Origin of the sequence: Paraburkholderia sp. Ac-20336 (genome assembly GCF_017105025.1) — a bacterium.
Taxonomy (GTDB): Bacteria; Pseudomonadota; Gammaproteobacteria; order Burkholderiales; family Burkholderiaceae; genus Paraburkholderia.
In genome coordinates this window covers 15,058-29,198 of sequence record NZ_JAAGPS010000100.1, presented here as the reverse complement: position 1 = coordinate 29,198, position 14,141 = coordinate 15,058, and the positions used below count along the sequence as shown (strand labels likewise).

Below are 14,141 nucleotides of genomic sequence, written 5' to 3'. Positions count from 1 at the left end.
TCTCCGCTCACCTTCACCACCTTTCCCTCCCCGACTCTCTCCCACTCTGCCGCCCGACTGCTCTTCCGAGGCGGCGTTGTTCTCGCCCATGATGTCGGTCACGCGCCGCACCGCCTGGACGATCTCGTCCATCTTCGTGCCCGCGCGGCCCACCAGTTCCGAGCCGCTGTGCACCTTGTCGGCCGAATCGCCGCTCAGCTCCTTGATCTCCTTCGCGGCGCTCGCGCTGCGCTGCGCGAGGCTGCGCACTTCGCCCGCGACGACCGCGAAGCCGCGCCCCTGCTCACCGGCGCGCGCGGCCTCGACCGCCGCGTTCAGCGCGAGGATGTTGGTCTGGAACGCGATGCCCTCGATCACGCCGATGATGTCGACGACCTTGTTCGAACTGCTCGCGATCGCCTGCATCGTCGTGACGACCTGGCTCACCACGTCGCCGCCGCGCGTCGCGATGTCGGATGCGTTCACGGCAAGCTGGCTCGCCTGGCGCGCGTTCTCGGCGTTCTGCCGCACGGTGCCGGTCAGCTGATCCATGCTCGACGCGGTTTCCTGCAACGACGCGGCCTGCTGCTCGGTGCGCTGCGACAGATCGGTGTTGCCCATGGCGATTTCGCGCGCGCCGGTATCGATCGACTCGGTGCTGCTACGCACCGCGCGCACCATCGTCGCGAGGCTTTCCTGCATGCGCCGGATGCCGTCGAACAGCCGGCCGATTTCATTGCGGCTGAACACCTCGACGGTGCCCGACAGATCGCCCGCGGCAATGCGCTCGAAGCAGGCGGTCGCGTCCGCGAGAGGCTGCACGATGAGCCGGCCCAGCGCGAAGCGGATGCCGAACACGAGCAGCAGCGCGAGCACGGTCACGGCGCCGATCAGCGTCATCATCAGCGAGGCATTGGACTGCGCGCTCGCCTGCTGATCGAGCACGCTCTGCTGCAACGCCTTGATGACCGCGGCCGAAGCCGTGTCGTAGGCGATGAACATCGGGCTGATCTTCATGTCGGCGATCGCGTGATACGCGTCGAGGTTGTTCGCGTTCAATGCGGCGAATTCCGCGTCCACGCCGTCGTGCATCACGGTCGTGTGTTTGGTGGCCACGTCGTCGAGCAACGCCTGATCGACGCCGTGCTTCGGCGTGTCGAGATACACCTGCCAACTCTGATTGCCCTTATCGAGCAATTCCTGCGCCCGGCCGAGCGTCTGCTTCGCTTCTTCCGCATTGCCCGCCGCCGTCATCGTGTTGAAGCGGTCGACCGCGACGCGCGCGCGCAGCAGATACGCCGACGCGTCGTCGAGCGCATGCATCGCGACGAACTCGCCGCGCGCGAGGCGATCGAGCGAGGCGCTGGCGCGCTTGAGCGCCGTCAGCCCGAGCGCGCCGGCCACCACGGTCAGCGCAACCAGAAAAATCCCCACCATCGTCAGCGAGGTGCGGATCGACCACCTGCTCAGCATCTTGACGCTCCCATTGCCATGTTTTCCTTGCGGTTTGCCTTGCTGCTGCCGTTCACGCGGCGCTCAGACGCCGAGCGTTTCGGTCAGCGCCATCTCGGAGCTGGTCATGAGCTTCTCGATGTCCATCAGGATCAGCATGCGACCGTCGACCGTGCCGAGGCCCGTCAGGTACTCGGTCGTCAGCGTCGCGCCGAATTCGGGCGCCGGCATGATCTGGTCGACCGCGAGCGTGAGCACGTCCGAGACGCCGTCGACGACCATGCCGACCACGCGATGCGCGACGTTCAGGATGATCACGACGGTCTGATGGTCGTACTCGACGCGGCCCAGATGGAACTTGATGCGCATGTCGACGATCGGCACGATGATGCCGCGCAGGTTGATGACGCCCTTGATGAACTCGGGCGCATTGGCGATGCGCGTCACGTTGTCGTAGCCGCGGATTTCCTGCACCTTCAGGATGTCGATGCCGTACTCTTCGGCGCCGAGCGTGAAGACGAGGAATTCCTGACCGCCGGCGTCCGCCTGCTGCGTGTCGCGGCGACCGTTCGCTCCGCTCGCGGCGCTCGAATTGATGGATTGGACTTCTGCCACGTTAGCCCCCAAACGGTTGGGATGAAATGGGTTGAATGTGTGTTGCGGAGACTGCCGGTGCGGATGCCGCCCGCGCGATCGTGCCGCTCATACCTCTTGTGCCTCTTGCGCCGCTCATGCCCGGCCTCAAGCGAGACTCATCGCGCCGTGCCCATGCGCATGACGCGATTCGCGATTGAGCGCCGCCACGTCCACGATCAGCGCGACACTGCCGTCGCCGAGAATGGTCGCGGCGGAAATGCCGTGTACCTTGCGGTAGTTCGTTTCCAGATTCTTCACGACCACCTGCTGCTGGCCGACCAGTTCGTCGATCAGCATCGCGAAGCGGCGCCCCTCGGTCTGCATGATCGTGACGATGCTCTGGGTCGGGTCCTGCTTCGCATCCGCGACGTTGAACACTTCGTGCAACGCGACGAGCGGCAGATATTCGCCGCGCACGCGCACCACGCGCTCGCCGTTAGCGACCGTGTAGATGTCTTCGGCCAGCGGCTGCAGCGACTCCATCACGAAGTTCAGCGGCAGGATGAAAATCTCGTTGCCGACCTTCACCGACATGCCGTCGAGAATCGCGAGCGTGAGCGGTAAGACGATGCGCGTGGTGCTGCCCTTGCCCGCGTGCGACGTAATTTCGACGTGACCGCCCATCGACTGGATGTTGCGCTTCACCACGTCCATGCCGACGCCGCGGCCCGACACGTCCGTGACCTGCTCCGCCGTCGAGAAGCCCGGCAGGAAGATCAGGTTCCAGACTTCCTCGTCGCTCATCGTGTCGCTGACCTGCATGCCCTGCCTGGCCGCCTTCGCGAGAATCTTGTCGCGGCGCAGGCCCGCGCCGTCGTCGCTGACCTCGATCACGATGTTGCCGCCGTGGTGCGCCGCCGACAGCACCAGCTGGCCAGTCGAATCCTTGCCCGCCGCGCGCCGCGCTTCCACGGTTTCGATGCCGTGGTCGAGACTGTTGCGCACGAGATGCGTGAGCGGATCGATGATCCGTTCGATGAGGCTCTTGTCGAGCTCGGTCGCCTGACCGAAGGTGACGAGTTCGACCTCCTTGCCGAGTTTCGCCGCGAGATCGCGCACCAGACGCGGGAAGCGGCTGAACACGTAGTCCATCGGCATCATGCGGATCGACATCACCGCTTCCTGCAGATCGCGCGCGTTGCGTTCGAGTTGCGCCATGCCGTTGAAGAGCCGGTCGTGCAGCGCCGGGTCGAACGTGCTGGTGGTTTCCGCAAGCATCGCCTGCGTAATCACCAGTTCGCCCACCAAGTTGATTAGCTGATCGACCTTCTCGACGCCGACGCGAATCGAACTGCCTTCGCCATTGGCCGCCGCCGCGGCCGTCCGGCCCGCCTTGCGGTCCGGGTCGGCGGGTGCGCCGGCAGCGGGCTTCGCCGCCGCTGTTGCCTGAGCCTCCTGAACCGCCTGAACCGCTTGCACCGACACGGCGGACGACGCCCCCGGCTCGGCGCCGCCGGTCTCACTGGCTGCGCCCGCGGGCGCAGCCAGTGAGACCGCAGTGGCCGACACGGCCGCATGCTCCGCGTAACCGACCGGCTGCGCCGCCGGAACAGCGCTCGCGACATACACGGTTTGCGCCGGCGACTGAGCGGCAGCATCGGGCGTTCCAGGTTCGCCTTGCTGCGCCTCATCCGCCGGTGCGGTGCCGCGGCCGATCGAGATCTGACTTTCGTCGATCACGAAACAGCACACGGCGATGATGTCGTCGGAAGGTACGTCGGTCGAAAGCCACAGCATCAGATCGCTGCCGCTCTTGACCTGCCCGACGATATTGCCCAGGTTGCCCAGCTCTTCGGCAAGCAGTTCCTGGTCTTTCTCTCCCACGCCCCGTAGCGTAATTTTCAGATGAGGACCGGCGCCGTCGGCCTTGGCTTCTGCCTCGCCGTCGCCGGTCCGTTCGCCCGCCGCCGCTTGCACCGCCTGTTCGACGACGTGCTCGGGCGGGGTGCCGTTTTGTTCTGGTGCTGCGTGTTCCGCTGCGCGTGCCTGTGCCTGCACTTGTACCTGCGCGGCTGCGACCGGTGCGGCCGCCGCCGGTGCCTCTGCCGGCGCGCCGCCCATGCGGCTTTCCGCATGCAGCTGTTCGAGCTTCGCGCAGATCGCGCGCGCCACCGCCGTATCGGGCTCGGCGCTCGCGCGGTAGTCGGCGAGCTGGCCCGACAGCACGTCCTTGGTTTCGAGGAACGTGTCGATCATGTCCTTGCGCAGCACGAGTTCGTTGTTGCGCGCGCGATCGAGTAGCGATTCGAGAATGTGCGTCGTCTCCGTGAGCGCAGTGAAGCCGAAGGTCGCCGCGCCGCCCTTGATCGAATGCGCGGCGCGGAAAATCGCCGCGAGGTCTTCGGGGTCCGGGCGCGCCACGTCCAGATTGAGCAGCAGTTGCTCCATCTGCGCGAGCAGTTCGTCCGCTTCGTCGAAGAAGGTCTGATAGAACTGTGTGATGTCGAGTGTCATGCCTGGGTCACCGCGAGAGTTCCTGTCTGAGCGTGAGCTGCCGTGCAGCCGCGTCGAGAGCTATGTACTGTGTCCGAAGGTGGCGCTTGCCGCACCGGTTCCGCCTGTCAGGTCGCTTCCGGCTCGGCCAGCGCCGCGACCAGTTCGGTCAGCAGGTCCGGGTCGAGCGGCTTTTCGATCCAGCCGGTCGCGCCCGCCTCGCGCGCCGCGCTCTTGAACGACTCGCCCGATTCCGTCGTGAGGACGAGAATCGGCGTCGCCTGGTACGCCGGATTGCCGCGCAGCGCGGCGATCAGATCGAGACCGGTCCGGCCCGGCATGTGCTGGTCGGTCAGCACGAGATCGAACGACGTCGCGAGCGCGTTTTCGAGCCCCTCGTTGCCGTCCGCCGCGAGCGTGACCTCATAGCCGGCGCTCGTCAGCGTCGCGGCAAGGATCTGCCGCATCGATGCCGAATCGTCGATTGCCAGGATGTGCCTGATCATGAAAACCTCGCTGCGCTTAAACCCCGGCCCCGGGCGGAGCGCGCCGGCGAGGCGCGTTCCGGCCCGGCGGCCGAATCCTGTTCCTGTTACTGGGCCGGCGGCGTTGACGCCGTCGGCTTCGGTGCAGCCGTCGCCGGCTGCGCAAGTTTTTGCAGCAACGGCTTCGAGCCTGCTGCGTCGTCCGACAAGGTGGTCGTCGTCGAGTCGTCGTGATCGAGCGCCTCTTCCGACTTTTTGTTCAACACGATGATGCTGATGCGGCGGTTCTCCGGATCGAGCGGGTCCGCCTTGTTCAGGTTCTGCGTCGAGGCGAGGCCGAGCACGCGCATCACCTTCGCTTCGTCCATGCCGCCCGCGATCAGCTCGCGGCGCGACGCATTCGCGCGATCGGCCGACAGCTCCCAGTTGCTGTAGCCCTTCTCGCCGCCCGCGTACGGCACGGCGTCGGTGTGGCCCTGCACGATGATGCGGTTCGGCACGTCGTTCAGCGTGTGGCCGATCTCGCGCAGGATGTCGCGCATGTACGGCTCGACTTCGTCGTTGGCGGTCGCGAACATCGGCCGCTTCTGCGAATCGACGATCTCGATGCGCAGGCCCGTCAGCGTCGAGTCGATGCGGATCTGCTGCTTGAACTGCCGCAGCACCGGATTCGCCTCGATCGCGGCCATCAGCTTGACCTGCAGGTCGTGCAGACGCACCTGCTCCTGGCGTTCGAGCTCGCCCTGCAACTGCTTCACCGAGTCTTCGTTGTTGTGCGACGCGCTGCGCTCGGCGCGGCTGCTGCTGCCGTCGGTCGAGCGGGTCACGCCCTGCGCGTCGGTCGAGATGTCGCGCCCGCCGCCCTTCAGGATGCTCGAATCCTCCGCGCTGCGATCGCCGCCCCACAGCGTGATCTTCAGCGGCTGGTTGAAGTAGTCGGCGATGCCGCGCAACTGCACCGTGGACGCCGAACTCAGCAGCCACATCAGCAGGAAGAACGCCATCATCGCGGTCATGAAGTCCGCGTACGCGAGCTTCCACGCGCCGCCGTGGTGGCCGGCCTTCTTCGGCGTGGAACGCTTGACGACGATCGCGCGGTCTTTGTCCTTGCTCATCGGTTTAGCCGCCTGGTTATTTGGCCTTGACGCGGCGCACGTGCTCTTCGAGCTCGGCGAACGACGGGCGCTCGGTCGAGAAGAGCACCTTGCGGCCGAACTCGACGGCAATGGCCGGCGCGTAGCCGTTCAGGCTCGCGAGGATCGTCACCTTGATGCACTGGAACATCTTGGTCGACTCGGTCACGCGCTGCTCGGCGACGCTCGCGAGCGGCCCGATCAGCCCGTACGAAAGCAGAATGCCGAGGAAGGTGCCGACCAGCGCCTGGGCGATCATCTCGCCGAGCACGGCGGGCGGCTTGTCGGCCGAGGCCATCGTGTGGACCACGCCCATCACCGCGGCGACGATGCCGAACGCCGGCATCGCGTCGCCGACCTTGGTCAGCGCGTGCGCGGGCGCTTCGCCTTCCTGGTGGTGCGTCTCGATCTCCTCGTCCATCAGGCTCTCGATCTCGAACGCGTTCATGTTGCCGCCGACCATCAGGCGCAGATAGTCGGTCAGGAATTCGATGATGTGCTTGTCGGCGAGAATCTTCGGGTACTGCGTGAAGATCGGGCTCTTCGACGGATCGTCGATGTCGGCTTCCAGCGTCAGCGTGCCTTCCTTGCGCGCCTTCGCGAGCAGGACGTAGAGGAGCGCCATCAGCTCCATATAGACGTCCTTGTTGTATTTGGCCCCCTTGAACAGGGTCGGGATAACGCGCAGCGTTGCCTTGATCGTCTTCATCCCGTTACCGAGAATGAACGCGCCGAATCCGGCGCCGGCGATCATCAGCACTTCAACGGGTTGCAGCAGCGCGCCGAGATGGCCGCCTTCGAGCGCGTAACCGCCGAAAACGGACAATAGCGTCACGAGTGTTCCCACGAAAATCAGCACTGCCGAGCCCTCACAAAAAAGCGACGGGAGCCGTCGTTAGTTTTGTTTACGGCAGTCGTGCGGAAAACTTTCGGGGAAAAGCGCTGCTGCGCTCGGGTGTGCGCCCGAGGTATTGAGGGGCGTTAGGGGAAGGATCAGGGTCCAGCGGCGACGACGACGGGCTCGGGCGTCATGGCAGTGCGCGCGGCATTGACTGCATTGACGGCACGCATGGCAGCAGTGGCCGTGGCCGTAGCTGCGGCGGTTGCGCCCACGGCGTCGCGGACGTTGCCTGCCCCGCGCGCCCTGGCGCCGGCCATCCCCACGGTTGCCGTTCTCGCGGGCGTGCCGGCGCGCTCAGCCGATTTCTTCGTCTTGCCCGCGCGCGAGGGCGGCTGGCACAGCCCGCAGACGAAGCCGCGCCGCGGTTCGTGCGCGTGGGCGACGAAGTGTCCGCCGCAGCGGCAGCAGGTGCTCATCTGCAGCATGCCGGAGTCGAAGAAGCGCACGAGCGTCCATGCGCGCGTGAGGCTCAGCACCGGCTCGTCGCCGTGCAACTGAACGTGTTCCAGATAGAGCCGGTAGCTCTTCACGATCGACTCGATCGCGCGGCAACCGCCGTGGTCCGTGATGAAGCGGTAGGTGTTGTAGAACAGGGACGAATGAAAGTTCGGCTGCCAGGTCATGAACCAGTCGGTCGAAAACGGCAGCATGCCCTTGGGCGGCGATACCCCTTTCAGTTCCTTGTACAGCCTGATGAGCCGGTCGCGCGACAGGCTGGTTTCCGCTTCCAGCAACTGCAGACGCGCACCGAGTTCGATCAGCTCGATGGCGAGAGTGATTTCCCTGACTTCGAGTACGACGCTTTTACCGGCCATCAGCCGAGTTGCTCGACCGGCTGGCTCGCCATCAGGATTGCCGAGTGCGCCTGCGCGACGACGCTCGCCTTGTCCTTGTCCGCGAGGGCGGACAGCACGGCGTGGTCGTCGAAACGGAAACGGCACAGCATCTGGTTGGACGCCGCCAGCTTGACGGTCTGCGCCAGCGACAGATTGGCGATCACCTCTGCGAGCTGATCCGAGATTCCCATGCGAAACATGCCCATAGGCTTGTCTTCGCGCAGCAGACGCTGCGCGAGCAGGAGATAAGACAGGTTAACTTCTCTGATCTCATTGAGCATATCGCTATTCGTGCTCATGATTTCCCCCCGGACGTTTATCTGGCTGGTCAGGCCATTTTGCGAAAACGTTTGCTCGAACGCATTCACCCGAAGTGTGCGAATCGGCTCGTTTCCTGTGTTGCAAGCATTGTCTCGAAAGGGGGAGCTGCCGAAAATCGGAGAGACACCCTGCCTTTTTGACGGATTAATCCGTCATTTATGTAGGAATTTTTCCTACATACCAGGCTGAGCCGATGCAATAAATGGGATGAAGCGGCGCGCGGGCAGGGACGTGCTATGCACTTTGGGAATTTCCGGGGCGATGCCATGTGCCGAATGGTGAGTTTGCAGCGGCCTATCGTCGCACCGCGGGGCGGTGGCCGATGATTATAAGACCTTTTCACCGCTCTGCAATAAAGCCCTATTAGACGATTCCCGATTGCCGTCCGATCGCCCGGGCGCGCGGCTTGCTCGGCTCGCGTACGCGTTTTTGAGTGTTTGTTTACTATGCGCAAACACGCGTCCCGAGTATCGGGACAGCCTGTCGATTGAGCTGTAGCGGCTCATGTTTCGCGCTGTAACAACATTAAGCGTTTGAAAAATAACTCGAATTAGCGCGGTTCATCCCGATAATGAAGCTAAGGGATTACCCGATGCCGATTCGGAGCACCCCTCGGGCGGGGGCAAACCGCGCCCAGCCGTCCGTGGCATTCGCTCCTCGCGCTATTCGAGCGCCGCAGCGCGAAGCCCCTAGTAACCCCCCCCTTTTCGCAAGGGATCGGAGCACGCCTCAAAGCGTCCACTCCGATTGACACAGGAGAAACCGCATGCGAATCGCACAAATTGCGCCGCTGTATGAAGCCGTCCCGCCGAAACTCTACGGCGGCACCGAACGCGTCGTGTCGTACCTGACCGAGGCACTGGTCGACCTCGGACACGACGTCACGCTGTTCGCGAGCGGCGACTCGGTCACGTCCGCGAATCTCGAGGCATGCTGGCCGCGCGCGCTGCGCCTCGATCCGACGATTCGCGACGCACTGGCGCCGCACGTGCTGATGCTGGAAAAGGTGCGCAAGGTCGCGCACGAGTTCGACGTACTGCATTTTCACCTCGACTACATGCCGTTTCCGCTTTTCACGACCATGGACACGCCGTTCGTGACGACGCTGCACGGCCGTCTCGATCTGCCTGAATTGCAACCGGTGTTCGACGCGTTCTCGCATGTGCCGGTCGTGTCGATTTCGGATTCGCAGCGGATTCCGCTGCCGCAGGCCAACTGGCTCAACACGATCTATCACGGCCTGCCGGAGCAACTGCTCACGCCGCAGCCGCACAGGAAGCCCGAGTATCTGGCGTTCCTCGGCCGCATCTGCCCCGAAAAACGCGTCGATACAGCCATCAAGATCGCTGCGCAAAGCGGTCTGCCGCTGAAGATCGCCGCCAAGGTGGACAAGGTCGACATGGAGTACTTCAAGCGCGAGATCGAGCCGTTGCTGTCGATGGCGCATGTGGAGTTCGTCGGCGAGATCAACGAGGCGCAGAAGCCCGAGTTCCTGTCGGGCGCGAAGGCGCTGCTGTTCCCGATCGACTGGTCGGAGCCGTTCGGCCTCGTGATGATCGAGTCGATGGCGTGCGGCACGCCGGTGATCGCGTTCAACCGCGGCTCGGTGCCGGAAGTGATCGATCATGGCGTGACCGGCTACATCGTCGAGGACGTGCAGGGCGCGGTGGCCGCGCTGCAGCGTCTCGACGAGCTGTCGCGCAGCGAAATCCGCACGCAATTCGAACGCCGTTTCAGCTCGAAAACGATGGCGCAGAACTATATCGACGGCTATTCGGCACTGATTGAAACGGCGAGCCGCCCGGTATTGCGCCAGGTGGCGGTCGGCTAAACCCGTTTGAAAGGCAGCCGGAAACTTTTGCTTCCGGCTGCTTTCAGCGGGCTTTGAATAACGGACTGAGCCGTTCGCTTCAAACGAACCCATAGCGGACAAATCCGGCATGGAAATCGTTTGCGTGCGGGGAAATCACGGTAATCTTCGTGATCGCCAAGAAAAAGCCGCCCACGGGGGCGGCTTTTTTTAATGCCGGCATGGCTGAGCTTTCATATCGCACGCCCCATCGCCGATAAAAGCGGCGGCCGAAAAACCTTCAGCCCGCTTTCACAGCCACGGCCGCGAACTCAGACCGAGCCGATCAGAAAGCGCTCGCGATTCTTGCCGACGATCCACTTGGGCGGCTTGCCGCGCCCGCTCCACGTACTGCCCGATTTCGGGTCCTGGTATTTCGCCGGCAGCGGCGTCTTCTTGGGCGGACGGCCGCGCTTGGCGGCGACTGCGAAGCCGAGATCCTGCGCGGTCAGACCGTATTCGGCGATCTTCTGGCGGATGTCAGCGATGACATTGTCGATCTCCGTGCGGCGTGCTTCTTCTGCCTGTGCCTGCAATTTGGCGATCTGCGCCTTGAGGTCTGCATATTGAGACATTCGGTTCTCCCCTTTTCTAGAACTCATTCGACCGCAGACTAACTGTAATTATAAAAATTCGCAATGGCCAATAATACCCATTTATGAAGATTTCCTCTGATAATTATTAAAATCTGGTGAATTGTAAAACCTTCGGTTTATCCCATAATAATCCCCATAAGCGACACAGCCTTGACAATTCTTGACACTCGAATTGGATTCTGCTGACTAGAATTGCGCGCTCAAGGCATGTTTTCGTCGTTAGCGATTCATGCTCCCTGAGCACTTTTTTAGGATTACCAATCATGCAGCTGTCAAAGCGCCTTGTCGCCGAAGTTTTCGGCACTTTCTGGCTCGTACTCGGAGGCTGCGGCAGCGCGGTTCTCGCGGCGAATTTTGCCGGGCCGGTTCACGGTCTGGGCATCGGCTTCGTCGGCGTGTCGCTCGCATTCGGCCTGACCGTGCTGACAATGGCGTTTGCAATCGGCCATATTTCCGGCTGCCATCTGAATCCGGCCGTGAGCGTCGGCCTCACCGTCGCCGGCCGCTTTCCGGTGCGTGACCTGCTGCCGTACATCGTCGCGCAGGTGATCGGCGCGGTGCTCGGTGCGTTCGTGCTGTCGCTGATCGCGTCGGGCAAGCCGGGCTTCGATCTCGTCGCCAGCGGCTTTGCCACGAACGGTTACGGCGAGCACTCGCCGGGCCATTACTCGCTCGCCGCGGCGTTCATCTGCGAAGTCGTGATGACCGGCTTCTTCCTGTTCGTGATCCTCGGCGCAACCGACCGGCGCGCGCCGGCCGGCTTCGCACCGATCGCGATCGGCCTGTGCCTGACGCTGATCCACCTGATTTCGATTCCGGTCACCAACACGTCGGTCAACCCGGCACGCTCGACCGGCCCGGCGCTGTTCGTCGGCGGCGCGGCGGTCGATCAGCTGTGGCTGTTCTGGGTTGCGCCGATTATCGGCGCGGTAATCGCGGGCGTCGTTTATCCGCTCCTCGCCGAAAATCGCAGCGACAATGCACAGCAACTGGCGCTCGATTGACGAAGCGCTTGTGCAAAGCGTAATTGTGTAAATTGCGTGAATGGCGCAATCAGTAAAAGCGGGCGCTACGGCGCCCGTTTTTTATGCAATCGAACGAGAGTGCGGCATAAGCCAGCCACCGCGTATTAAGGAAGCGCGCTGCTAGAATCGGACGACATCACGGCCTTTTGCACAGGGGTGACCGATGAATCGTTTCCGTGGATGGCTGCATGGCGCAGCACTTTCGATCGGCAGCTTGTGCGCCGGCGTACTCGCGCTGCAGGCGGCGCATGCGGCGACGCCTGCAGCGGCGGTCACGGAGAAGGCAGACGGCAATATCGAAACGCTCGTCTTCGTTCGACATGGCGAGAAACCCGCTCAAGGCTACGGTCAGCTCGACTGCCAGGGGCTCAACCGTGCTCTCGCCCTGCCGGCCGTCATCGCCGCCAAATTCGGCAAACCCGATGCGATCTACGCGCCGGATCCCGGTCAGCAGAAAGACGACAACGGCCATCCCTACTATTACGTCCGTCCGCTCGCGACGATCGAGCCGACCGCCATTCAATTTCAGATGCCCGTGCAAACGCCGTACGGTTTTGCGCAGATCGACCAGTTGGGCAATGCGCTCGCCGATCCGGCCAACCAGGGCAAGCTGATCGTCATCGCATGGGAACACCGGCTGATCGAAAAACTGTCGCGGCAAATGATGAGCGCATATGGCGGCAACGCGGCCGACGTCCCGAAGTGGCGCAGCGCGGATTTCGACAGCATCTATATCGTTCGGCTCGACTGGCAAAACGGCACGCCTCGTGCGAGCTTCAAACACGATCGGGAAGGCCTGGACGGACGCGCGGCCGATTGCCCTTGCGCGGCACTGCCGGCTGCATCGGCGGCCGCAAGCGGCGCTTCAGCGAATGCGGCCGATTAATCGGGTAATACAAATGTAAGCCGCTATTACGCGCGTTGCGACGTGGGTCGTATGCAACGAGCGATACGCGACGCGGCCGGATGCGCCCGTCAGCCGTACAGCCTTACATAGCGGTGCATCCGGCGCGACGCGGCGAATGACCGCCGCGAACGCATCAGATTTCCGGCGCCCTTCGATTGCCTCGACGATGCTTGCAGTCCGTAACATCTCGTCGCAGTCCGAACCGCCCTCGGTGCGTACATTGGTCCTGTGCGACAAACCTACGTCGCTTCACAGGAGAACAACATGAAACGCATCGTCACTCACCTGCTGGTTGCTGCCGGACTCGCGGCGGGCGCATGCGGAGTCGCGCAAGCGCATACGGATCTGAACATCGGCCTGTCGCTCGGCGCTCCGGTTTATGCCGCCCCCGCGCGCGTCTACGCGGCACCGGAGCCGGTGTACTACGGCGGCTGGAATCATCGCTACGATCATGGCTACTACCGCGACTATCGCCGCTATGACCGCGGCTGGGGTCACAACGACCGCCACTGGGGCCGCGACGATCGCGGCGGGCATCGTGGCTGGCGGGATTGAGAATCGAGCCGAGGCGGGTTGAACGTCGGCTGGGTTGTATCGGGAATCGGCGTGGATGACGCTGCGCCAGCCCGGCTGGCTCGCCATTGGCATCAATCGGCAGTTCGCGATCAATCGAAGCCCGCACGATCGGGCGTTCGCGCCACCACCGGCCCGCCTCCGCGAAAGCGAATGCGGGCCGGTTTCATTCCGGTTCAGGAAGCCAGTTCGTCGCCGAGCGAGAAGAGCTTGCGCAAATGGTGCGCCACGCCCGCCTCGAAGTTGTTGCCGATGCGCGGCACATGCGGCAGACGCGTGACGAGGTCGGGATTGGCGTTGTTCATCATGAACGGATGGCCGGCCGTTTCGAGCAGATCGATGTCGTTCATGTTGTCGCCGAACGCGACGCATTGCGCGGCATCGATGCCAAGGCGCTCGAGCACGATCTGCAACGCGCGCCCCTTCGACACATTCGCCGTCATCACTTCCAGACAATCCGGCAACGAATAAGTTACGTACAGGCGCTCGCCGAATTCGCGTTCGATATTGGCCGCGATCTGCGCGAGATCGGCCGGATCGCCGATGTACAGCACCTTCGCGATGTCGGCGCCATCGTGATTCGGCAGATCGGTCACTTCATAGGTGAAGCCCGAGTCCTGATGAAACTTCAGCAGATCGGGCGCGTCGCGATCGATGAGCCATGCCGCGTCGGCAAACAGATTGACGATCGCGCGGCCATGCGCACCGGCAATGTCAGGTTGCACGAGCCGCTGGACGACGGCAGGCGGCAGGTCGTCGGCGTGAATGACTGTGTTGTCCGGCGCGTGAATGCGCGCGCCGTTCGACGTGATCAGATACGGGTTGATGCCGAGCAGGTCGCGAATTCCCGCGACGTCGCAATAATGCCGCCCCGTGGCGATCACGAACTGCAGTCCGTCGCGTTCGAGCTTGCGCACCGTGGCAACCGTGAACGGGTCCACCTGATGGTCGGCGTTGAGCAGCGTGCCGTCGAGATCCGTGGCGATGACTTTGTACATGGTGAGAACCGGCGGTT

At 63.4% G+C, this 14,141-nt stretch carries 14 protein-coding genes; 4 read left to right on the top strand and 10 right to left on the bottom strand.

Annotated features, from left to right (window positions below):
- The 8 genes from GXB81_RS23160 to flhD all read right to left on the bottom strand — a co-directional run.
- A partial coding sequence (locus tag GXB81_RS23160; protein WP_205990427.1) for a methyl-accepting chemotaxis protein occupies positions 1–1,452 on the bottom strand: 1,452 nt, incomplete at its 3' end.
- Between the two features lie 63 nt (positions 1,453–1,515).
- Positions 1,516–2,046, bottom strand: a complete 531-nt coding sequence (locus GXB81_RS23155) for a chemotaxis protein CheW (RefSeq protein WP_167047285.1) — start codon at positions 2,044–2,046, stop codon at positions 1,516–1,518.
- A gap of 126 nt (positions 2,047–2,172) precedes the next feature.
- Complete coding sequence (cheA, locus tag GXB81_RS23150; RefSeq protein WP_205990426.1) at positions 2,173–4,521, bottom strand: chemotaxis protein CheA; 2,349 nt, start codon at positions 4,519–4,521, stop codon at positions 2,173–2,175.
- A 107-nt stretch (positions 4,522–4,628) separates the two neighbouring features.
- Positions 4,629–5,006 (bottom strand): response regulator, encoded by a 378-nt coding sequence (locus tag GXB81_RS23145; protein WP_167047279.1) that lies wholly within the window; start codon positions 5,004–5,006, stop codon positions 4,629–4,631.
- Between the two features lie 86 nt (positions 5,007–5,092).
- Positions 5,093–6,100, bottom strand: coding sequence for a flagellar motor protein MotB (gene motB / locus GXB81_RS23140; RefSeq protein WP_167047276.1), 1,008 nt, complete (start codon positions 6,098–6,100; stop codon positions 5,093–5,095).
- 16 nt (positions 6,101–6,116) lie between these two features.
- The gene (motA, locus tag GXB81_RS23135) at positions 6,117–6,977 is read right to left on the bottom strand and encodes a flagellar motor stator protein MotA (protein ID WP_167047273.1); all 861 of its coding nucleotides are present in this window, start codon (positions 6,975–6,977) and stop codon (positions 6,117–6,119) included.
- Between the two features lie 134 nt (positions 6,978–7,111).
- A complete protein-coding gene (gene flhC / locus GXB81_RS23130; protein WP_240159207.1) occupies positions 7,112–7,834 on the bottom strand; it encodes a flagellar transcriptional regulator FlhC in 723 nt (240 codons plus the stop codon).
- On the bottom strand, positions 7,834–8,154 hold the full coding sequence (gene flhD / locus GXB81_RS23125) for a flagellar transcriptional regulator FlhD (protein WP_167285293.1): 321 nt from the start codon (positions 8,152–8,154) through the stop codon (positions 7,834–7,836). Before flhD ends, flhC begins: the two co-directional genes overlap by 1 nt.
- A 788-nt stretch (positions 8,155–8,942) precedes the next feature.
- Here flhD and GXB81_RS23120 point away from each other — a divergent pair.
- The gene (locus GXB81_RS23120; RefSeq protein ID WP_205990425.1) at positions 8,943–10,007 is read left to right on the top strand and encodes a glycosyltransferase family 4 protein; all 1,065 of its coding nucleotides are present in this window, start codon (positions 8,943–8,945) and stop codon (positions 10,005–10,007) included.
- A 290-nt stretch (positions 10,008–10,297) separates the two neighbouring features.
- Here GXB81_RS23120 and GXB81_RS23115 read toward each other — a convergent pair whose 3' ends face one another.
- On the bottom strand, positions 10,298–10,600 hold the full coding sequence (locus GXB81_RS23115; protein WP_167047267.1) for an H-NS histone family protein: 303 nt from the start codon (positions 10,598–10,600) through the stop codon (positions 10,298–10,300).
- Positions 10,601–10,884: 284 nt separating this feature from the next.
- Between GXB81_RS23115 and aqpZ the strand changes: the two genes are divergently transcribed.
- The 3 genes from aqpZ (at position 10,885) to GXB81_RS23100 (ending at position 13,108) form a co-directional block, all read left to right on the top strand.
- A complete protein-coding gene (gene aqpZ / locus GXB81_RS23110) occupies positions 10,885–11,625 on the top strand; it encodes an aquaporin Z (RefSeq protein ID WP_167047264.1) in 741 nt (246 codons plus the stop codon).
- A 184-nt stretch (positions 11,626–11,809) separates the two neighbouring features.
- Positions 11,810–12,532, top strand: a complete 723-nt coding sequence (locus tag GXB81_RS23105) for a histidine phosphatase family protein (protein WP_205990424.1) — start codon at positions 11,810–11,812, stop codon at positions 12,530–12,532.
- Between the two features lie 285 nt (positions 12,533–12,817).
- Positions 12,818–13,108 carry a PXPV repeat protein gene (locus GXB81_RS23100; protein WP_205990423.1) on the top strand — a complete coding sequence of 97 codons (291 nt, stop codon included), beginning with the start codon at positions 12,818–12,820 and terminating at the stop codon, positions 13,106–13,108.
- Positions 13,109–13,302: 194 nt separating this feature from the next.
- Here the strand turns inward: GXB81_RS23100 and GXB81_RS23095 are convergent, their stop codons facing one another.
- Entirely contained in the window at positions 13,303–14,124 is an 822-nt protein-coding gene (locus tag GXB81_RS23095) for a Cof-type HAD-IIB family hydrolase (protein ID WP_205990422.1), read from the bottom strand.
- Between the last annotated feature and the right edge of the window lie 17 nt (positions 14,125–14,141).